This is a genomic window from Pseudomonas knackmussii B13, assembly GCF_000689415.1.
GTDB classification, from domain to species: domain Bacteria; phylum Pseudomonadota; class Gammaproteobacteria; order Pseudomonadales; family Pseudomonadaceae; genus Pseudomonas; species Pseudomonas knackmussii.
In genome coordinates this window covers 2,432,390-2,450,753 of sequence record NZ_HG322950.1, presented here as the reverse complement: position 1 = coordinate 2,450,753, position 18,364 = coordinate 2,432,390, and the positions used below count along the sequence as shown (strand labels likewise).

15 protein-coding genes are annotated in these 18,364 nt (G+C 67.5%); 6 read left to right on the top strand and 9 right to left on the bottom strand.

The window, feature by feature from the left end:
- The first annotated feature begins 36 nt into the window (after nucleotides 1-36).
- Together PKB_RS11570 and PKB_RS11565 are read left to right on the top strand one after the other, a co-directional pair.
- Nucleotides 37-1,095: an extracellular solute-binding protein gene (locus tag PKB_RS11570; RefSeq protein WP_043251854.1), complete on the top strand. Its 1,059-nt coding sequence runs from the start codon at nucleotides 37-39 to the stop codon at nucleotides 1,093-1,095.
- A gap of 178 nt (nucleotides 1,096-1,273) precedes the next feature.
- Nucleotides 1,274-1,540: a DUF2790 domain-containing protein gene (locus PKB_RS11565; RefSeq protein WP_043251852.1), complete on the top strand. Its 267-nt coding sequence runs from the start codon at nucleotides 1,274-1,276 to the stop codon at nucleotides 1,538-1,540.
- 59 nt (nucleotides 1,541-1,599) lie between these two features.
- Here the strand turns inward: PKB_RS11565 and PKB_RS11560 are convergent, their stop codons facing one another.
- From PKB_RS11560 to PKB_RS11540, 5 genes are all read right to left on the bottom strand, one after another.
- Nucleotides 1,600-2,526, bottom strand: coding sequence for a LysR family transcriptional regulator (locus PKB_RS11560; protein WP_043251850.1), 927 nt, complete (start codon nucleotides 2,524-2,526; stop codon nucleotides 1,600-1,602).
- A gap of 100 nt (nucleotides 2,527-2,626) precedes the next feature.
- Nucleotides 2,627-3,565 carry an aldo/keto reductase gene (locus tag PKB_RS11555; protein WP_043251848.1) on the bottom strand — a complete coding sequence of 313 codons (939 nt, stop codon included), beginning with the start codon at nucleotides 3,563-3,565 and terminating at the stop codon, nucleotides 2,627-2,629.
- A 94-nt stretch (nucleotides 3,566-3,659) separates the two neighbouring features.
- Complete coding sequence (locus PKB_RS11550; protein WP_422613535.1) at nucleotides 3,660-5,078, bottom strand: efflux transporter outer membrane subunit; 1,419 nt, start codon at nucleotides 5,076-5,078, stop codon at nucleotides 3,660-3,662.
- A gap of 88 nt (nucleotides 5,079-5,166) precedes the next feature.
- On the bottom strand, nucleotides 5,167-6,666 hold the full coding sequence (locus tag PKB_RS11545) for a DHA2 family efflux MFS transporter permease subunit (RefSeq protein ID WP_043251845.1): 1,500 nt from the start codon (nucleotides 6,664-6,666) through the stop codon (nucleotides 5,167-5,169).
- A gap of 2 nt (nucleotides 6,667-6,668) precedes the next feature.
- Complete coding sequence (locus PKB_RS11540) at nucleotides 6,669-7,802, bottom strand: HlyD family secretion protein (protein WP_043251843.1); 1,134 nt, start codon at nucleotides 7,800-7,802, stop codon at nucleotides 6,669-6,671.
- Nucleotides 7,803-8,120: 318 nt separating this feature from the next.
- On the opposite strand from PKB_RS11540, the gene PKB_RS11535 reads away from it, so the two are divergent.
- Both PKB_RS11535 and mug read left to right on the top strand, forming a co-directional pair.
- The gene (locus PKB_RS11535; protein ID WP_043251841.1) at nucleotides 8,121-8,744 is read left to right on the top strand and encodes a TetR/AcrR family transcriptional regulator; all 624 of its coding nucleotides are present in this window, start codon (nucleotides 8,121-8,123) and stop codon (nucleotides 8,742-8,744) included.
- Between the two features lie 11 nt (nucleotides 8,745-8,755).
- A complete protein-coding gene (gene mug, locus PKB_RS11530) occupies nucleotides 8,756-9,277 on the top strand; it encodes a G/U mismatch-specific DNA glycosylase (protein WP_052355242.1) in 522 nt (173 codons plus the stop codon).
- 19 nt (nucleotides 9,278-9,296) lie between these two features.
- Here mug and betA read toward each other — a convergent pair whose 3' ends face one another.
- From betA to speB, 4 genes are all read right to left on the bottom strand, one after another.
- Complete coding sequence (betA, locus tag PKB_RS11525) at nucleotides 9,297-10,982, bottom strand: choline dehydrogenase (protein WP_043251839.1); 1,686 nt, start codon at nucleotides 10,980-10,982, stop codon at nucleotides 9,297-9,299.
- Nucleotides 10,983-11,019: 37 nt separating this feature from the next.
- Complete coding sequence (locus PKB_RS11520; protein WP_052355241.1) at nucleotides 11,020-12,525, bottom strand: purine-cytosine permease family protein; 1,506 nt, start codon at nucleotides 12,523-12,525, stop codon at nucleotides 11,020-11,022.
- Nucleotides 12,526-12,658: 133 nt separating this feature from the next.
- On the bottom strand, nucleotides 12,659-14,167 hold the full coding sequence (locus PKB_RS11515) for an aldehyde dehydrogenase family protein (protein WP_043251837.1): 1,509 nt from the start codon (nucleotides 14,165-14,167) through the stop codon (nucleotides 12,659-12,661).
- 63 nt (nucleotides 14,168-14,230) lie between these two features.
- Complete coding sequence (gene speB, locus PKB_RS11510; protein WP_043251835.1) at nucleotides 14,231-15,202, bottom strand: agmatinase; 972 nt, start codon at nucleotides 15,200-15,202, stop codon at nucleotides 14,231-14,233.
- Nucleotides 15,203-15,599: 397 nt separating this feature from the next.
- Here speB and PKB_RS11505 point away from each other — a divergent pair, with 397 nt between their 5' ends.
- Together PKB_RS11505 and PKB_RS11500 are read left to right on the top strand one after the other, a co-directional pair.
- On the top strand, nucleotides 15,600-16,514 hold the full coding sequence (locus PKB_RS11505) for a LysR family transcriptional regulator (protein ID WP_043251833.1): 915 nt from the start codon (nucleotides 15,600-15,602) through the stop codon (nucleotides 16,512-16,514).
- A gap of 27 nt (nucleotides 16,515-16,541) precedes the next feature.
- Complete coding sequence (locus tag PKB_RS11500; protein ID WP_043251832.1) at nucleotides 16,542-18,062, top strand: sigma-54-dependent transcriptional regulator; 1,521 nt, start codon at nucleotides 16,542-16,544, stop codon at nucleotides 18,060-18,062.
- Nucleotides 18,063-18,364 lie beyond the last annotated feature (302 nt).

Genomic DNA, 18,364 nt, shown 5'->3' with positions numbered 1-18,364 from the left:
CGCGGCACGTGCCTCAACTTCACCGGAGTTGTCGTCATGAAGCACTTGCTTTGCCTGCTTGCCCTGTTCGCCTGCAGCGTCGCCCACGCCGAGGAAACCCTGCGTTTCTACAACTGGAAGGACTACGTCGACCCGGCGGTGCTGGAGGACTTCCACAAGCAGACCGGCGTTCGGGTGGAGTACCACTCGTTCACCACCACCGATGAGCTGATGCAGACGATGGCCAAGGGCGAGGCCTACGACGTCGTCGTGCCGACGCACTTCATGCTTCGGCAGCTGCTTGCGGAGCATCGGCTGGCAACGCTCGATACCCAGCGCCTGGCGAACTACCGCAACCTCGACCCCTGGGTGATTTCAGCGCTCGCCGGGATCACCGACGCCAACCAGCATGTCGTTCCGTACCTGTGGGGCTCCATCGGCTTGCTGGTCAACCCGAAGCTCGCCCAGGCCGCCTACGGCAGCGCGCTGCCCAACAGCTGGAGCCTGCTGTTCGACGAGCAGCAGGCCGGCCGCCTGGCCCATTGCGGCCTGGGCATGCTGGATGCCGCCGAGGAGTCCACCTCGCTGCTACTCAACTATCGAGGCCGCAGCCTGGCGACCAGCAGCGGTCGGCAAATAGATCGCACCGTGCAAAGCCTGCAGCCCATCACCCGGCAATTGCGTGTGCTGAGCAGCTGGGACTACATCGACGAGGCCGCCGCCGGCAAGCTCTGCCTGAGCATGAGCTGGAGCGGACACGCCGTGCTGGCCAAGGAGAAGAACCCGCAGCTGGCCTACCTGATTCCGGACGAAGGCGCGGCCATCTACATCGACACCCTGGCCATCCCGGCCAACGCCCCGCACCCGGAGCTCGCCTACCGCTTCATCGACTTCCTCATGGCCCCGGAAAACGCCGTGCGCAACGCCCACTTCACGCGCTTCTACGCGCCGCTGCCGAACACCTCGGCAGCCATGCAGGCATTGCTCAAGGATGCGCCCGGGCAGGTACTGACCGTCGAACAGCGGCGGCGCAGCTACCTGCTGGAGAGCCTGCCCGAAGCCCAGCGCAAATCCCTCGACACGGCCTGGCAACAGCTCAAGGCGAGCCGCGACTGAGGGCGCCGGCAACACCCATTCCTGCATTTTTCGCCAACAGTGTTTGTCCCGCCGCCGGCTGTGTCGGCAAAGGCGTTGTACCTAGTATCGAGCCATCCAAGGGAGCGAATGAGCGAGCCGTCCAGGCGCTCCCGAGGTGCACGTGAAGTCCCACTTCCCACTCGATACGGTGAACGCCATGAGCCTCCAGAAAACCGCCCTCTTCTTCGCCCTCTTCGGCGCCGGCATGCCGCTCTTCGCGGCCGAGAACCCTTCGACCGCAGCCAGCGCAGCGCCCATCGAGAACTACACCTACGCGACCAAACTGGATATCCAGAAGGTGGTCGGCACCAGCGAGATCCCGGACCAGTGCGGCGCGGTGCCGGTACGCATGACCTACGAAGACTCGCACGGCCAGCAGCACACCCTGCAGTACCTGGTGATGGGCCAATGCTCCAACGGTTGAGTCCGCTGCACGCTTGATGGAGGGTCGACACTCCATCCTTTCTGCACCGCTCCCCCGCCTCAGCCCTTCGCGATCTTCTCGTCCACCTCGAGCATGCGCGGGATGCAGGTCTTGAGGAACTCGATCCAGGTCCGCGTCTTCGCATCGACGAACTTGCGTGACGGATACACGGCGAACATGCCGAACTCCTCGAACCGGTAATCCGGCAGCACCCGCACCAGCGTCCCCGCCTTGAGTCCCTCTATCGCCGATGCAACGGGCTGGATACCTATGCCCATGCCACGGCTCAGCGCGATGGTCATGCCGTCGGCCGTATTGATCTGGAACGGCGACGATGGGGTGTCCACCACTTCCACCCCGTTCGCGCCCTCGAAGCGCCAGTGCTCCACCGGCATCACCGTGTTCACGATGCGCAGGCAGTCGTGGGCGTAGAGATCGCTTGGCGAAGCCGGCACGCCCCGTCGCTTCAGGTAGGCCGGCGAGGCGCAGAGGATGCTGTAGGTCATGCCGAGGCGCTGGGCAACGAACCCAGAATCCGGGAGTTCCTTGGCCAGCACTATGGACATGTCGTAGCCCTCCTCCAGCAGGTCCGGCACCCGGTTGGTCAGCACCAGGTCGAACATCACCGAGGGGTAGCTTTCGCGGTATTGCGCGATGGCGTCGATCACGTAGTGATTGCCGCCCGCCGCCATGGCGTGAATCTTCAGCCGGCCTATTGGCGTGCTGTGGCTGCTGCCGGCTTCTTCGTCGGCCTCGCGCACGTCGTTGAGGATCTTCTCGCAACGCTGCAAGTAGCGAACGCCCGCCTCGGTCAGCGCGAGGCGGCGCGTGGTGCGGTTGATCAGGCGGGTGTGCAGGCGGTCTTCCAGGCTGGAAATCACCTTGGAAACGGTGGTCGTGCTGGTGTCCAGCTGCTGCGCGGCGGCGGTGAAGCTGCCGCACTGCGCGACCGTCGCGAAGAAGCGCATGCTCTGCAGGATGTCCATGGTGTCTTCCTCGAGGGGCCGGGCCGGCGGTGCGGGAACCGCCGCCGGCCTCTTCACGCTAGTCCATTCGGGGTGCGGATGCCGATCCCCCCGACAGCAGCTACTTCTTGCGCGGTATGAAGCCGGGCACGCCGGTTTCCACCACCGAGTTGAAGCGCACGCGCGTCTCGATCCTTTCGCGGATTTCGTCCATGGCGCTTTCGGGCAACGGCTCGAGGGCGAAGTTCTCGCGCATGTGGGCCGGCGAGGTGGAGGTGGTCAGGAAGGCCACGCCGCGCTGCACCGACCAGGCCAGGGCGACCTGTGCCGGCGTGCGCCCCAGGCGCTGGGCGATCTCGGTGAGCACCGGCTCTTCCAGCACGTTCGGCTCCATGGCATGCCCCAGGGGCGCAAAGGCCAGGACGACGATGCCGTGCTGCCGGCAGAACTCGACCATCTCCCACTCGGGCAGGTACGGATGCGCCTCGATCTGCACCACCGCCGGCTTGATCCGCGCTTCGGCGACTATGGCCTGCAACGCCGGCAGCGAGACGTCGGACAGGCCGATGGACCGGCAGCGGCCGCTGTCCACCAGCTGCTCGAGTGCGCGCCAGGTGTCGAGCAGGGTCACGCCGGTGTCGTAGATCACCCGCCCCTGCTCGTCGCGCGGGTCCTGCTCCTCGCCAGGCTGGAAGGCGAAAGGCGTATGGATCAGGTAGCTGTCGACGTAGTCGACCTGCAGCCGCCGCAGGCTCGCTTCGAAGGCCGGCAGCACGCGCTCGGGACGGTGGTTGGTATTCCACAGTTTGGTGGTGATGAACAGTTCTTCGCGGCGGACCTTCCACAGGTCCATGGCCTCGCGGAAGGCCACGCCCACCTGCGCTTCGTTGCGGTAGCGCTCGGCGCAGTCGAAGTGGCGGAAACCGGCGTCGAGCGCCGCGGTGATCGCCTCGGTGGTGACCGAGAGATCGCGGAACAGCGTGCCGAAGCCGACGGCGGGCATCGCGCCCGCCCCGTGCAACAGCGGGAATCTGGTGTCGCGGAATGCATGGCTGGCCATGGTCTTTCTCCTCTGGATGAAACCCGAATAACGCGCACGACACGGGTTGCGACGCCGCTGGCGGGGCCGTACCTGGGGCATGGCGAAGGGGGAATCAGGAACGCGGGGCTGGCTTGCGCGCTTCGGCGCCCGCGACTTGCTGCTCGAAGACGCCGACCGAGTTGCCGCCCAGCGCGACGAACAGCTGCACAGTGTCGAGGTAGCGCGCGGTCCTGGCGCGGATGTCGCCTAGCAGCGCCTGCTCGTAGGCCCGCTCGGCCTCCAGCACCTGCAGCACGCTGTTCTCGCCCTGGGCGTAGGCCTGCTGGTTCAGCTGCCGGCTGGTGGCCGCGGCCTGCAGCGCATCGGCCTGGGCCTGGCCCTGCTCGGCGTCGTGGTTCATCGCCTGCAGGGTATCGGCGACCTGGCCGAAGGACTGGATCAGGGTCTGCCGGTAGCCGGCGAGCGAGGCCTGGTAGCCCGCGACCGATGCCTGGCGCTCGGCCTCGCGGGTGCCGCCGTCGAACAGCGGGCCGGCCACGCCGGCGACCAGGTTCCAGAGCGCCGCGCCGCCATTGCCGGCCGCCGACATGGCCAGCGATGCCGACAGCTCGACGTGCGGATAGAGGTTCGCCGTGGCGATGCCAATCTCGGCGCTGGCCATGTGCAGCTCGGCCTCGGCCTGCAGCACGTCCGGCCGCTGGCGGGCGAGCTCCGAAGGCAGGCTGAGCGGCACGTTCGACGGCAGGCTGAACTCCGTCAGCGCGAAGTCCGGAGCCACCCAGTCCGCCGGCCCGTTGCCGGTCAGGATCGCCAGCGCATGGCGCGCCGCATCGCGCTGCTGGGCGAGCGGCGGCAGCAATGTGCGGTCCTGGGCGAGGCGCGTTTCGGCCAGCGAGACGTCGATCTGCGTGGTGCTGCCGTTGAGCTTCGCCAGGCGCACGAGTTCGAGGTTCTTCGCATCGTTGGCGAGCAGTTGCTGCACGGCTTCGATCTGCGCATTGGCCGAGGCGATCAGCAGGGCCTGGCTGGCGACGTTGCCGGTCAGGGTGAGGTAGGCGGCCTCGTAGCGATGCTTCTGCAACTCGGTCAGGGCGTCCTGCCGCTCGATCTGCCGGCGGGTGCCGCCGAAGGCATCGAGGTCGAAGTTCACCTGCGGCCCTATCGCATAGAAGTTGGCCACCATGGGCTCCGGCCCGTTGTGCGTGCGCTGGCGTCCGCCCGCGGCACCCAGGCTCACCTGCGGATACAGCGCCCCTTGCGCGGCGGCGACCGACGCCGCCGCCTGGCGGATGGTCGCGTCTGCCGCTGCCAGCTCCAGGTTGCCGGCAATCGCCCGGCGCACTACGGCGTCGAGCTTGGTCGAGCCGAAGGCGCTCCACCAGTCGCCGCTGACCGGCTTGCCGGAGTCGATGCGCTGGTCGTTGCCCTCGCCCTGCCCCAGGCGCTGCTCGGCCTGGCGGTCGTAGTGCTGCGACGGGCTGGGTGCCGGCGTCTTGAAGTCCGGGCCGACCGTGCAGGCCGACAGCGCCATGAAGGTTGCAAGCGCACTCGCCTTGAAGAACGGGCGCTGGCTGTTGCGAATCGATGCGTGAGTGTTCATCTGCCTGACTCCACGAAAACTAGCTGGCCGGGTTCGGCTTGCGCAGGAAAGGAACCAGCGGTGCGACCGCCAGCATCGCCAGCATCAGCACCTTGAACTGGCCGAGGACCGAGACGAAGGCGGCCTGCCCGGTGAGCATCTCGTTCAGCCCGAGCAGCGCGGGCGAAGCGCTCGATGCGGCGAGGGCCGCGCCGGCGCCGTGGAACGGGGTGAGATTGCCGCCCAGCGCCATGTGCATCGCCTGCATGTTGTTGAAGAAGTACGTCTGCACGATCGCGATGCCGAGGGTGCTGCCGTAGATGCGCGCCAGGTTGAACAGCCCGGTGGCTTCCGGACGGAACTGCGGATCGAGGGTGCTGAATGCGACCTTACTGATCGACGGCATCAGCACGCCCAGGCCGATGCCCTGGAGCGCGCCGGCGACGGCGACCGGCCGCCAGTCCATCAGCGGCGAATAGCCGAGCATCAGCCAGTTGGCGTAGGCGACCAGCGCCACGCCGGCCGCGACCACCAGGCGCGGGTCGATGCGCTCGGGCATGCGCGCAGCGAGAAGGAAGGCGCCGACCAGCCCTGCCCCGCGCGGCAGCGTCAGGCAGCCGGTGGTGATCGGCGGGTAGCCGAGGATTTCGTCGAGCATCGGCGAGGTCAGCGCCAGGGTCGGCAGCAGCACGAAGCCCAGGGCGAAGAAGATCACCGTCGACAGCACGAAGTTGCGGTCGCGGAACAGATGCTTGCCGAGGAAGTGCGTCTTCGTGGTCAGCCGGTGCACGGCGAACAGGTAGAAGCCCAGCGCGCTGGCCAGTGCTTCTACGCAGATTTCCGTCGAGGCGAACCAGTCCAGGCGCTCGCCCCGGTCGAGCAGCAGCTGCAGGCCAATCACGCCCAGGGTGAAGCTGCCGTAGCCGAAGAAGTCGAACGGCGGACGCTGCGCGGCCTTCTTCTCGGCGAGCGACAAGCCCATCACGAGGACAATGTAGGCCGTCACCGGCAAGCCGAGGTAGAACATCCAGCGCCAGCCGAACAGGTCACTGACCCAACCGCCGATGCTCGGCCCGGTGGCGATGCCCGACAGCACGATGGCCGTGAGCACCACGCCGAACTTCGCACGCCGGGCGGCGGGCAGCGTCTCCAGCGCGATGGCCATCGACAGCGGCCCCAGCACGCCGCTCGCCGCGCCCTGGATGATGCGCGCGCCGCTGAAGGCCAGCGGCGTGGTCGACAGCGTCGCCAGCACCAGGCCTAGGGCGAACACCGCCAGCGCCAGCAAATAGACCCGGCGCAGGCCGAAGCGCGCGGCAAGCCATGAGGCAATCGGCAGGGTGATGGCGCTCGCCGCGAAGTACGCCGTGAAGATCCAGCCGACCTGGTCGTCGGCCATCGACAGGCTGCCCTGGATGAAACGCAGCGCGGCATTGGGCAGCGGGAGGTTCACCGATTGCAGGTAGGTCGCCAGCAGTGCCGCGTAACGCAGCGCTCGCGCACCCTCCTCCGTCGGATGGGCAATGGCAGTGGCGTTCATGGTCAGGTCCCCGCGGTGAACAGCGATTTCAGCGGATGCCACCAGGGCGCGCGGTAGCCGGTATCGACCTTCACCGTCGCGCTGATGCCGGAGTACAGCGGCAGGAAGGGGTCGACCTCGTCGAGTTCGAGGCGCACCGGCACCCGCTGCACGACCTTCACCCAGTTGCCCGTGGCGTTCTCCGGCGGCAACAGCGCGAAGTCCGAGCCGGCGCCGGGGCTCATGCTCACCACGTGGGCCTTGAAGCGGTGGTCCGGGTAGGTGTCCAGGCTGATGCTCGCGACCTGGCCGGGGCGCATGTGGGTGACTTCGGTCTCGCGGAAGTTGGCCTCGACCCAGACCTTGCTGCTCGACAGCAGGGCGAAGGCCGGCGCGCCATTGTTCAGGTAGTTGCCCACCTGCAGGTCGTCGACCTTGGCGACGATGCCGTCGTCTGGCGCATAGACGCTCGTGTAGGAGAGGTACAGCCGCGCCTCGTCCAGCTGGGCTTTCGCTTCGCGCACGGTCGGGTGGCTGTCGACATCGATGTTCGGATTGCCGCTCAGGGCGACCACCGTATTGGCGATCTGCTGCTCGATGGAGGCGATGCGCTGCCGGGCGACCTTGAGGTCGGTATTCGCGCGGTCATAGATCGCCTGGGAGACGAACTGACTGGCAACCAGCGCCTGCTTGCGGGCGAACTCCTTCTGGTCGAAGTCGGCCATTTCGCGGGCGCCCTGCAGATCGGCCTGCTGCTGGCGGTAACTCGCCTTGAGCCCTTCGATGCGCAGCCGTGCATTGGCCAGTTGCGCCTCGGCACGGTCGACCGTGATCTGGAACGGCTCGGGGTTGATGCGGAACAGCAGCTGGCCCTTGCGCACGTGCTGGTTGTCTTCGACCGCTATTTCCACGACCTGCCCGGAAATGCGTGCGTTGACTGAAGTCCGCGCCACCCGCGCATAGGCGTTGTCGGTGGAGACGAAGGGCTGGTTCGCGCTGTGGTAGGCGTAGCCCGCTGCCGCCAGCAGCAGGGGGAAACCCGTCATGAGCCACGGCCGCAACCGCGCTTTCAGGGGTTTGCGGGTCGGCTTGCCGGCCGCGTTGGGCGCAGGCTCCTCAAGAGCAGCGCCAGCTTTGATGTCGATTTGGCTAGTCATGATCGTATGCACCTGTTACCGGGATTGCGGGCGGACACCTGCTCGGTCGCCTGCGGCCCTGACGTCAATCGTTACTGTGAGGAATCAAGCCCGGTGGAACTGGCACTGCGTTCGACGCCCAGCCAACCGCTCCCACAAATCCGGTCGCACCGCGTGCGGCCAGGAGGATCGCTCCGCCGCACCGGTCCAACCGCTTGGGCGCCCCGTTCGGGCGCCGTCACGACAAGCCTGGAAGACGGGAACTTGTGCTTCCCGAATTTTGTGCGACGATGTCAGAATATCCCCAACCCGAACGACGCTCAAGGATTTTTGTACACCATGGCACAAAAAAATACCGACGAGAAAAAGGGCCGCGGCCGCCCGCGCGCCTACGACCCCGATGCGGCGCTGCAGCAGGCGCTGGGCGTGTTCTGGAATACCGGGTACGCCGCCGCCTCCCTGGACAGCATCGCCACCGCGGCCGGCATGAACCGGCCGAGCCTGTACGCGGCCTTCGGCGACAAGCACGCCCTCTACATCAAGGCGCTGGAGCAGTACTGGAAAACGGCGGCAGCAGCCATGCAGGCGGCGCTGGCCGACAGCAGCCTGTCCCTGCGCGAGGCCCTGCTGCGCTTCTACGAGGGCCAGCTATCGATCTATTTCTCCGGCGACGGCCAGCCGCGCGGCTGCTTCGCCATCGGCACGGCGACCACCGAGTCCGTCGAGGACCCGGAGATACGCGCGATCCTCGCGCACCTGCTGAACAAGCTCGACGCGGACCTCGAACAGCGCCTGCGGGTGGCGGTCGAGGCCGGCGAGCTAAAGGCCAATGCGGACCCGGCGGCCCTCGCCGTGCTGTCCTCTGCCCTGCTGCACAGCATTTCGATCCGCGCACGGGCCGGCGTGCCACGCGCCGAGCTGAGCGAGCTGGCGCGCAATGCGGTCGAAGTGATCTGCAGTTAGCGAGGTCCGGCGTGGACGCAAGACTGGAAGACATCGTCGCCGAGCACCTGGCAGTGCTCTTCTGCGGCATCAATCCCGGGCTCAAGGCGGCGGCCCAGGGGCATCACTTCGCCGGAAGGAGCAATCGCTTCTGGCGCACCCTGCACCGGGCCGGTTTCACGCCCGAGGAAATGCGCCCGGAACAGGACCGGACGCTCCTGCAATACCGTTGCGGGCTGACGGCCGTGGTCGAGCGACCAACGGCGAGCGCCGATCAGCTCAGCCGGCAGGAATTCGCTGCGGCGGCGCAAGCTTTCGAAGCCAAGGTCCGACGCTATGCCCCGCGCTTCCTGGCCTTTCTCGGCAAGCCGGCCTATTGCGCCTTGTCCGGCCAGCGCGATGTCGCCTGGGGGCTGCAAGCGACCCGCTTCGGCGGTGCGGCAGTCTGGGTCCTGCCCAACCCGAGCGGGCGCAACCTGGCCTTCTCGCTCGATCAGCTGGTGGCCGCGTACCGCCAGCTCCATCTGGCGGCGTTCGCGAGCGGGCCGGCCTGACGCGACCGGCCCGCTGCCATCAGGCGCTGACCTGGCGCACCGGCGCGCGGCTGCGCTGGTTCTCTTCCCAGTCCTCCACCACCCCCACCGGCACGTTCGCCGGCGCCAGCATCTCGCGGCCGCGCACCAGGTCCGAGGCGCGCTCGGCGAGCATGATGGTCGGCGCGTTGAGGTTGCCGTTGGGCTCGGTGGGGAACACCGAGGAGTCGATCACTCGCAGGCCCTGGATGCCGCGCACGCGCAGCTCGGAATCGACCACCGCCAGATCGTCCTCGCCCATCCGGCAGGAGCCGCACGGATGCATGGTGCTTTCCATGTTGGCGCGGACGAAGGCGTCGATCTCCTCGTCGGTCTGCACCTGCGGGCCGGGCGCCAGTTCCTCCCCGCGGAAGCGGTCCATGGCCGGCTGGCCGATGATCTCGCGGGTCAGGCGCACACAGCGGCGGAAGCCCTCGCGGTCCTCCTCGCTCTCCAGGTAGTTGAAGCGGATTTCCGGGTGCTGGTACGGGTCGGCCGAAACGGCGCGCACGTAGCCGCGGCTCTTGGGCTTGTTCGGCCCGGTGAGGATCATGAAGCCGTGGCCCTTGAACGGCTTGTCGCCGTCGTAGCGCATGGCTGCGGGCAGGAAGTGGAACTGGATGTCCGGCCAGCGCAGGCCCTTGGACGAGCGGATGAAGCCGCCGGCCTCGAAGTGGTTGCTCGCCCCCAGGCCGTCCTTGAACAGCAGCCAGCGCAGGCCGATCAGCGCCTTGCCCAGCAGGCTCATCTTGCCGTTGAGGGTGACCGGCTCCTTGCAGGCGTACTGGATGTAGATTTCCGAGTGGTCTTGCAGGCTCTCGCCGACCCCGGGCAGGTCGTGGCGCACCTCGATGCCGGCCTTGCGCAGCACCGCCGCCGGGCCGATGCCGGAGCGTTGCAGCAGGTGCGGCGAGCCGATGGGCCCGGAGCTGACCAGCACTTCGCGCTCGCAGTAGACGGTGTGGGTCTTGCCGCCCTCGTCGTACTCCACGCCGATGGCACGCTTGCCTTCGAGGAGGATGCGGCGGGTCATGGCGTGGGTGACCACGGTCAGGTTCGGCCGCTGCATGGCCGGGCGCAGGTAGGCGTTGGCGGTGGACCAGCGCACACCGTCCTTGACCGTCATGTGCATGGCGCCGAAGCCTTCCTGCATGTAGCCGTTGCAGTCGTCGGTCTTGATGTAGCCGGCCTGCGCGCCAGCCTCGACCCAGGCGCCATACAGCGGGTTCTGCATGTTGTTGCCGTTGTTTGTGGCCAGCGGGCCTTCGGCGCCACGGTAGTCGTCGCCACCGAACTTGTAGCCCTCGGCGCGCTTGAAGTACGGCAGGCAGTTGCGATAGCCCCAGCCCCTGGCGCCGAGGGATTCCCACTCGTCGAAGTCGTAGGCGTGGCCACGGATGTAGACCAGCCCGTTGATCGACGAGGAGCCGCCCAGCACCTTGCCGCGCGGGCAGTGCAGGCGGCGGCCGTCCAGGTGCTGCTCGGAGGCGGTCTCGTAGTGCCAGTTGTACTTCTTGGTGTTCATCGGGATGGAGAACGCGCTGGGCATCTGGATGATCACGCTGCGGTCGCTGCCGCCGAACTCCAGGACCAGGACCGAGGTACGCGGGTCTTCGCTCAGGCGATTGGCCAAAACGCAGCCGGCCGAACCCGCACCAATGATGATGTAGTCGTATTTGTTGGTCATTTCGGATCTCGCTAGGCGCGGCGAGCGCGCCATTCGGTTACCAGGTCTTGCCGGTGGAGAAATGCGGGGAGGTGCTCTCGATGTGGCGAATGAGCTTTTCCTCTTTCTCCAGGTCGAGCGACAGGCACAGCAGGTAGTAGGCGACGCCGGAGACGATCAGGCCGACCAGCCAGGCCATGTCGACACCGCCGATGGCCTTGGCCAGGGGTCCGACGAAGACCTCGTCGGCGCCGTTGTAGATGGTGAAGAACGGGATCATCACCACGAAGCCGATCAGGTAGGCGACCAGCCCACGGCTACCCCAGTGCCCGTAGATGTTGTCGTGGGGCAGGAAGAAGTGCGGGATGGCGTAGCGGCCCTTGCGCACGAAGAAGTAGTCGGTGAGGTTGACCGCGGTCCAGGGCACCAGGAAGTACAGCATCACCACCAGGTACATGTTGAGCATCGACAGGCCGGAGCCGGAGGCGTTGATGGCGATGGCCACGCCCAGTTGCAGCAGCACCACGAAGAGGATCGCCCAGATGCGCACGCTGGCGGTCGGCTTGACCTTCCGGAACGAGTCGAGGCCGGTGATGGTGGTGAGCTTGGCGCTGTAGATGTTCATCGCGATCACCGGCAGGAACGCCAGGATGGTGACGGCCACCACCACGGTGCCCAGCTGCGGCGCGAAGCTGGCGCCCACCGCGTTCAGCGCGACCAGGACATCGGTGGCGTGCAGGTGCTCGGCCAGCCAGCCGCCGACGGCGATCATCCAGGCGCCGGACAGCGAGGCACCGACGAACACGGCGGCAATCAGCTTGCCGCTGGAGGTGTTCTTCGGCAGGTAGCGCGAGTAGTCCGAGACGTAGGGCGCGTAGGCGATGTTGTAGCTGGCGCCGGCGGCGAACTGGGCGACGAAGCCGGTCCAGGTGAAGCCCAGGGCTACCGCTTCAGGCGTACCCGCGGCGGCCGGCGTGGAGTGGATCCAGCCCATCAGCACGGCGACCGAGATCAGCCCGTAGAGCGGCAGGGAAAGGAACAGCGACCACTTGAAGGTCTTGTGCATCCAGTCGTGGCCGAGGATCGCCAGCAGGGTCGCCGGCACCGAGACCGCCAGGGCCACCTGCATCGGCCCCCATTGGAACAGCGTGTGCAGCCCCTGCATCATCAACACGAGGTTGACGATGTTGAAGCCGGCGAAGACGAACAGCGTGGCCAACAGCACCAGGATGACCCCGCGGTAGCCGAACTGCGCGCGCGACTGGATCATCTGCGGCAGGCCCAGGTGCGGGCCCTGGGAGCCGTGGAAGGCCATGAACAGGGTGCCGAACATGATGCCGAGGGTGCCGGCGATCATCGTCCACATGGCGTTCAGGCCGACGCTGGGGCCGACGAAGCCGATGGTCATGGTGAAGAAGGTGAAGTTACCGACGAACCAGAACGGGCCCTGGGTCGAGAGCTTGTCGGTGCGCTCGTGTTCCTCGATGAAATCGATGGAGTGTCCTTCGATTTCCAACCCGCGCTGCGCCTCGGGGAGCGGCAGCACTTTCGGATCTGACTTCATGGTTATCTCCTCTCTTGTTTTCGTATGGAGTCTCACCAGACAGGTCCTGCGCCCGATCACCCAGTCTCGGATGAGCGTGGCGCCGGGTACAGGACCTGGCGTCAAGCGGTAGGGATTTTTCGTCGGCTGCCGGTCAGGGCAGCGTGATCCACACCGCCTTGGTTTCCAGCAGGTAATCGAGTTGCTCGGCACCCAGGTCCTTGCCGTAGCCGGACTGCTTGTAGCCGCCGAACGGCATGCTCGGGTCGAGGGTGCTGTGGGCGTTGACGTAGACGGTGCCGGCGCGCAGGCGCGGGATCAGCCCGTGGACCTTGCCCAGGTCGTTGGAGTAGATGGCCGCGGCCAGGCCGAATTCGGAGTCGTTGGCCAGCGCCACGGCCTCCTCCTCGTCATCGAAGGGCGCGGTGACCAGCACCGGGCCGAAGATCTCCTCGCGGACCACGCGCATGTCGTTGCGGCAGTTGGCGAAGATGGTCGGCTGCACGAAGAAGCCCGGGCCCTCGACCGCCTCGCCGCCGTAGTAGACCTCGGCGCCCTCCTCCTTGCCGGCCTGGATGTAGGCCAGCACGCGCTCCTGCTGCTGCTTCGACACCAGTGGGCTGATGAAGCAGTCGGGGTCCAGGCCCGGGGCCATCTTCAGGCTCGCGGTGTAGTCGGCCAGCTCGCGCAGGAACTCGGCGTAGATGCTGCGGTGCACGTAGGCGCGGGTGCCGGCGTCGCAGACCTGCCCGGAGTTGAAGAACACCCCGTTGGCCACGGCCTGGGCGGCCGCCTTGATGTCGGCGTCGGCGCAGACGATCACCGGCGACTTGCCGCCCAGCTCCAGGGTCAGGCGCTTCATCTGGTCCAGCGCCGCCTTGCCGACATTGCAGCCCACCGGGGTCGAGCCGGTGAAGCTCAGCTTGTCGATGCCCGGGTGCTCGGCCATGGCCGCACCGACCACGCTGCCGCGGCCGCTGACGATGTTCACCACGCCGTCAGGGATGCCGGCTTCCTGCACCAGTTCGGCGAAGCGCAGCGCCGACAGCGAGGTCAGCTCGGCGGGCTTGACCACCACGGTGCAGCCGACGGCCAGGGCGGCGCCGAGCTTCCAGGCCATGGTCTGCAGCGGGAAGTTCCACGGCACGATTACGCCGACCACGCCGACCGGCTCCTTGCGGGTGTAGGCGACGTAGTTGCCCGGCAGCGACGGCTCGACGCTGCGGCCGTGGATCTTGCTGGCCCAGCCGGCGAAGTAACGGAAGGTGTCGACGCTGCCCTGGATGTCGACCGCGCGGGCCTGGGCCACCGACTTGCCCATGTCGATCGATTCGATCTCGGCCAGCTCCTCGGCGTTGGCTTCGAGCAGGTCGGCCAGACGGTGCAGCAGGCGCTCGCGCTCCAGCGGCTTGAGCTGGCGCCAGGGGCCGCCGTCGAACTGCGCGCGGGCCGCTTGCACGGCGCGGTCGAGGTCGGCCGCGGTGCCCATGGGAATGCGCGTCAGCGCGGTTTCGGTGGAAGGCTCGATGACCTCCGCCGTGGCGCCGTCGCTGGCATCGACCCAGGCGCCGCCGATGAACATTTTCTGCGCCTTCGACAGGAAGCGCTGGGTCGCTTCGGAGATGCCGTAGCGCTGCAGATATTCTTTGACCTTGGTGTCCACTCTCATGTCCTCGTAACGTGGCGGGCGCTCGTGCCCGCCGGTTGCATGACGGTCGGGCCGGGCTCAGCGAGCCTGGGCGCGGGCGTGGAAGATGAAGCCGATGCTGTTCATCAGCAGCTGCGCGGCGAGGATCGAGGTGACCCCGGCGGGGTCGTAGGCCGGCGCCACTTCCACCAGGTCCATGCCGACCACGCGGCCGTGGCTGCGCTTGGCCAGCGCCTGGATGATTTCCAGCACCTCGTAGTAGAGGAAGCCACCGTGGCTCGGGGTGCCGGTGCCGGGGGCGATGGACGGGTCGAAGCCGTCGATGTCGATGGTGATGTAGTAGTCGCGGCCCTGCGGGATCATGTCGACCACTGCGTCGCAGCCCAGGCCGCGCACGTCGCGCACCGAGAGGATCTGCGAGCCGGCCTCGCGGGCGGCGTCGTAGTCGGCGCGGTTGGACGAGGACACGTTGCGGATGCCCATCTGCGTCATGCCGACGATGTGGTCCATCTCCGAGGCGCGGCGCAGCGGGTTGCCGTGGCCGTAGCGCACGCCGTGGCGCTCGTCGACGAAGTCCAGGTGCGCATCGAAGTGCACGATGTGGATCGGCCCGCGGCCCTCGAAGGCCTTGATCACCGGCGCGTGGATCGAGTGGTCGCCGCCCAGCACCACCGGCATGGCGCCGCAGGCGAGGATCTGGCGCACGGCCGATTCGATGTTGTCGTTACTGCTTTGCATGTCGGTGTGCACGATGTCGGCATCGCCGACGTCGACCATGCGCACCTGGTCCTCGGTGAGGTAGGTGGCGTCGTCCTCGTGGTCGTAGGCGCCGGCATGACCGAAGGAGAACAGCGTGGACGCCTCGCGGATGCCGCGCGGTCCGAAGCGCGCGCCGGAGCGCCACTGGGTGCCCATGTCGTTCGGCGCGCCGAGGATGGCGACGTCGGCGTCGATGGCGTTCCAGTCGGTGCAGATGGGCGCCTTGGCGAAGGTGCAGTGCCCGACGAAGGGCAGGTTCAGGCGACCGGATTCATAACCGTGCTTGGCCATGTTCGTGCTTCTCCAATTCTTGTTCTTGGTGGGGAGGCGGAGCGGACGCTGCGACCGCCGTTGGACCGAATATGGGCGCAGGCGGCCGCCTGAAAAATGCGCAAGTACAGATACTCACATCGCCGATCCCGAAGTATCGAACCCACCCTTTCCCCATCATCCACGCGCGAGCGGGAGCGCCCGCGCGCTGTCTGCAGCGGGGCTTTCGGGGTCAGTCGGATACTCGTTTGGAAAGCGCTCGGACGCTACGAGTCCGGGAATTCCGGCACGTTCGTACAGGCCCGGCGGCGGCAACCGGCGTTGCCGCCGGCGGCGCCCGCGGTTTACCTTGGAAAAAACAAGTCGATCCAACGCTCATATCAGCCCGGGCGATGTGAAAGTTGGACGGGAGGCCCGCGTGATCCAGTTGCACGACGTCGACCTGAAACTCCTCAGGGTGTTCGCCACCATCGTCCGCTGCGGCGGCTTCTCCGCCGCCCAGGCCGCGCTCAACGCCGGCCAGTCGACCATCAGCGAACAGATGACCCACCTGGAGACGCGCCTGGGGGTCAAGCTCTGCCAGCGCGGGCGCAGCGGCTTCCGCCTCACCGAGCAGGGCGTGGCGATCCACGAGGCGACCCTGCGCCTGCTGGCCGCGGTGGAAGGCTTCTGCCTGGACGCCGACGTGCTCAAGCAGCACATCAGCGGCAAGCTCAACCTCGGCATCATCGACTCGACCCTGACCGACCCGGACTCGCCGCTGCCGCGCACCACCCAGCGCTTCGTCTCGCGCGGCCACGACGCGCACCTCAACGTCTACATCGGCGCCCCGGCGGAGCTGGAGGAGCGCGTGCTCGACGGCCGCCTGCACCTGGCCATCGGGCACTTCCCGCTGCGCGTGCCGGGGCTGTCGTACCTGCCGCTGTACCAGGAGGCCCTGGGCCTGTTCTGCGGCCGCCGCCACCCGCTGTTCGCCAGCAAGGAACAGAACGGCCGCCTGCTCGAAGAAGTGCGCGCCTGCCGCATAGTCGCGCGCGGCTACATGCAGCAGTACGACCTCGAACAGCTGGGCGTGAGCAAGGCCGCCGCCACCGTGGAGAACATCGAGGCGGCGGCCATCCTGATCATCTCCGGGGCCTACATCGGCTTCCTCCCGGCGCACTTCGCCGAGCAGTGGGTGAAGACCGGCGAGATGCGCCGCCTGGGCGCCAGCGCGCTGAACCTGATGTCGCCGTTCGACGCCATCACCCGCCGCGGCGTGGCGCCACCGCCGATCCTGCGCGCCTTCCTCGAAGACCTCGCGGCCAACACGCGCCAGCCCGTGCACGGCTGACCTCCCCCTTTCACGCAGGACCCATTCATGCGCATCCACGTCAGCTTCATCGACCGCGTCGGCATCACCCAGGAAGTCCTGGCCCTGCTGGTCGGCCGCAACCTCAACCTCGACGCCGTGGAGATGGTGCCGCCGAACGTCTACCTGGACGCCCCGGCGCTCAGCTTCACGGTGTTCGACGAACTGCGCGAAGCGCTGCTGCAGGTGCGCGGCGTGCAGACGGTGACCGTGGTCGACATCCTCCCCGGCCAGCGCCGCAGCCTGCAGCTGGACGCCCTGCTCGCGGCCATGAGCGACCCGGTGCTGGCGGTGGACCGCGACGGCCTGGTGCTGCTCGCCAACCCCGCATTGCACCCGCTCTGCGAAGGCTCGCCAGAAGGCCGCCCGCTGGCCGAGCTGTTCGACGATCCAGCGCTCGCCACGCAACTGCTGGAACAGGGCTTCCGCCTGCCGCTGAGCGAAGTCACCCTGCGCGGCCAGGCGCTGCTGCTCGACGCCATGCCGATCCACGAGAACGACACCCTCACCGGCGCCCTGCTCACCCTCTACCCGCCGAACCGCATCGGCGGGCGCCTCGCCGCGCTGCACCACGACCATGCCGAAGGCTTCGACGCGCTGATCGGCGACTCGCAGCCGGTCCGCGCGCTCAAGGCCCGCGCCCTGCGCGTCGCCGCCCTGGACGCGCCGCTGCTGATCCACGGCGAGACTGGCACCGGCAAGGAGCTGGTCGCCCGCGCCTGCCACGCCGCCAGCGCCCGCTGCGACCAGCCGTTCCTCGCGCTGAACTGCGCAGCGCTGCCGGAAAGCCTCGCCGAGAGCGAGCTGTTCGGCTACGCGCCCGGCGCCTTCACCGGCGCCCAGCGCGGCGGCAAGCCGGGCCTGCTGGAGCTGGCGCACCAGGGCACGGTGTTCCTCGACGAGATCGGCGAGATGTCGCCCTACCTGCAGGCCAAGCTGCTGCGCTTCCTCAGCGACGGCTGCTTCCGCCGCATCGGCGGCGACCGCGAGGTGAAGGTCGACGTGCGCATCCTCAGCGCCACCCACCGCGACCTGGAGAAGATGGTCGGCGAAGGCAACTTCCGCGAAGACCTGTTCTACCGCCTCAACGTGCTCAACCTGGAAGTGCCGCCGCTGCGCGAGCGCGGGCAGGACATCCTGCAGCTGGCCCAGCACTTCATGCGCCAGGCCTGCACGCAGATCCAGCGGCCGCCCTGCCGGCTGGCGCCCGACGCGTTCCCAGCGCTGCTGGGCAACCGCTGGCCGGGCAACGTGCGCCAGCTGCAGAACGTGATCTTCCGCTCCGCCGCCGTCTGCGAGGGCACGCTGGTCGAGCTGGCCGACCTGGACATCGCCGGCACCGCCGTGGCCCGCCCCGGAAGCGGCGAGATCGGCAGCCTGGAAGAAGCCGTCGAAGGCTTCGAGAAGGACCTGCTCAGCCGCCTGTACGGCAGCTACCCCTCCACCCGCCAGCTCGCCGCGCGCCTGTGCACCTCGCACAGCGCCATCGCCATCCGCCTGCGCAAGTACGGCATCCCCGCAAAGGCCTGACCCCGCTCGCGGGCCTCAAGGACGGGCGCTTCCGGCGCCCGTATCGATTTCAATACGACGTATCGATTTCAATCCAAAGCACGCAACGCCAGGCACCACGCGGGGTGCCCGGCAACGCCCGGAGTGCGGACGGCGCCGCGCGTATGGGTTTCGATACGCGCAAGCCTGTCCAGATATCCTGAATAGATCTCAAGTCATTGTTTCCATTGAATAAATTGAGATTGGCACCGCCCTTGCTTTTTCTTCCTCGAGACCGCTCGCTGCCCGGCACGAGCCCGTTAACCATCGCCCGCCAGAAGAAG

Bases quoted from the DNA above. Each gene is read 5' to 3' on its own strand.
- PKB_RS11560 (WP_043251850.1), bottom strand. From the start codon at position 2,526: ATGGACATCCTGCAGAGCATGCGCTTCTTCGCGACGGTCGCGCAGTGC.
- betA (WP_043251839.1), bottom strand. From the start codon at position 10,982: ATGACCAACAAATACGACTACATCATCATTGGTGCGGGTTCGGCCGGC.
- PKB_RS11545 (WP_043251845.1), bottom strand. From the start codon at position 6,666: ATGAACGCCACTGCCATTGCCCATCCGACGGAGGAGGGTGCGCGAGCG.
- PKB_RS11555 (WP_043251848.1), bottom strand. From the start codon at position 3,565: ATGGCCAGCCATGCATTCCGCGACACCAGATTCCCGCTGTTGCACGGG.
- PKB_RS11540 (WP_043251843.1), bottom strand. From the start codon at position 7,802: ATGACTAGCCAAATCGACATCAAAGCTGGCGCTGCTCTTGAGGAGCCT.
- PKB_RS11565 (WP_043251852.1), top strand. From the start codon at position 1,274: ATGAGCCTCCAGAAAACCGCCCTCTTCTTCGCCCTCTTCGGCGCCGGC.
- PKB_RS11550 (WP_422613535.1), bottom strand. From the start codon at position 5,078: ATGGCGCTGTCGGCCTGCACGGTCGGCCCGGACTTCAAGACGCCGGCA.
- speB (WP_043251835.1), bottom strand. From the start codon at position 15,202: ATGGCCAAGCACGGTTATGAATCCGGTCGCCTGAACCTGCCCTTCGTC.
- PKB_RS11500 (WP_043251832.1), top strand. From the start codon at position 16,542: ATGCGCATCCACGTCAGCTTCATCGACCGCGTCGGCATCACCCAGGAA.
- PKB_RS11520 (WP_052355241.1), bottom strand. From the start codon at position 12,525: ATGAAGTCAGATCCGAAAGTGCTGCCGCTCCCCGAGGCGCAGCGCGGG.
- PKB_RS11570 (WP_043251854.1), top strand. From the start codon at position 37: ATGAAGCACTTGCTTTGCCTGCTTGCCCTGTTCGCCTGCAGCGTCGCC.
- PKB_RS11535 (WP_043251841.1), top strand. From the start codon at position 8,121: ATGGCACAAAAAAATACCGACGAGAAAAAGGGCCGCGGCCGCCCGCGC.